Here is an 849-nt window from a genome sequence, read left to right as displayed (position 1 = left end):
GGTTATGAAATTATAGTAGTAGACAACCTTTCAAATAGCTCGGTAGAATCAATCAACCGAGTGAGAGAGATAACAGGAAAACAATTTAAATTTTATAAAGAGGATCTTGTAAATTATGAGGCACTGAGTCAAATTTTCGAGGAAAATACAATTGAAGCTGTCATTCACTTTGCAGGTTTGAAGGCTGTAGGAGAATCGGTAGCAAAGCCATTAACATATTATCAGAACAACATTATTAGCACATTAGTATTATGTGAAGTGATGCAAAAACGTAATGTGAAGAAGATGATTTTTAGTTCATCGGCAACGGTATATGGTGTTCCAGAAACATCACCAATTACGGAAGAATTTCCATTAAGTGCAACAAATCCATATGGTCAAACAAAATTAATGATTGAACAAATGATGCGTGATGTAGCATTTGCAGATAAGGAATGGAGCATTGCATTACTTCGCTATTTCAATCCATTTGGTGCCCATGAAAGTGGACGAATTGGAGAAGATCCAAATGGGATTCCAAATAACTTAATGCCATATGTAACACAAGTAGCGGTAGGGAAGTTAAAAGAACTAAGTGTATTTGGAAACGACTATCCAACGAAAGATGGAACAGGCATCCGTGATTACATACATGTTGTAGACTTAGCGAATGGCCATGTAAAAGCACTTGAGAAAGTACTACATACAACAGGAGTAGATGCTTATAATCTAGGCACAGGTACAGGTTATAGTGTGCTAGAGATGGTTGAGGCATTTGAAAGAGTTTCGCATAAGAACATTCCTTATAAAATCACAGATCGTCGTCCTGGTGATGTAGCGGTATGTTTTGCAGACGCATCAAAAGCAAAA

The 849-nt window shown here is 36.9% G+C and carries 1 protein-coding gene; it reads left to right on the top strand.

All coding sequences use genetic code 11. The features are described from left to right. Positions 1-849, top strand: an 849-nt coding sequence (gene galE, locus COE49_RS26770; RefSeq protein ID WP_098946163.1) for a UDP-glucose 4-epimerase GalE, incomplete at both ends; no start/stop codon positions are given.

Source organism: Bacillus sp. AFS029637 (assembly GCF_002584985.1).
Classification (GTDB): domain Bacteria; phylum Bacillota; class Bacilli; order Bacillales; family Bacillaceae_G; genus Bacillus_A.
This window is presented reverse-complemented; position numbering and strand designations above follow the sequence as displayed.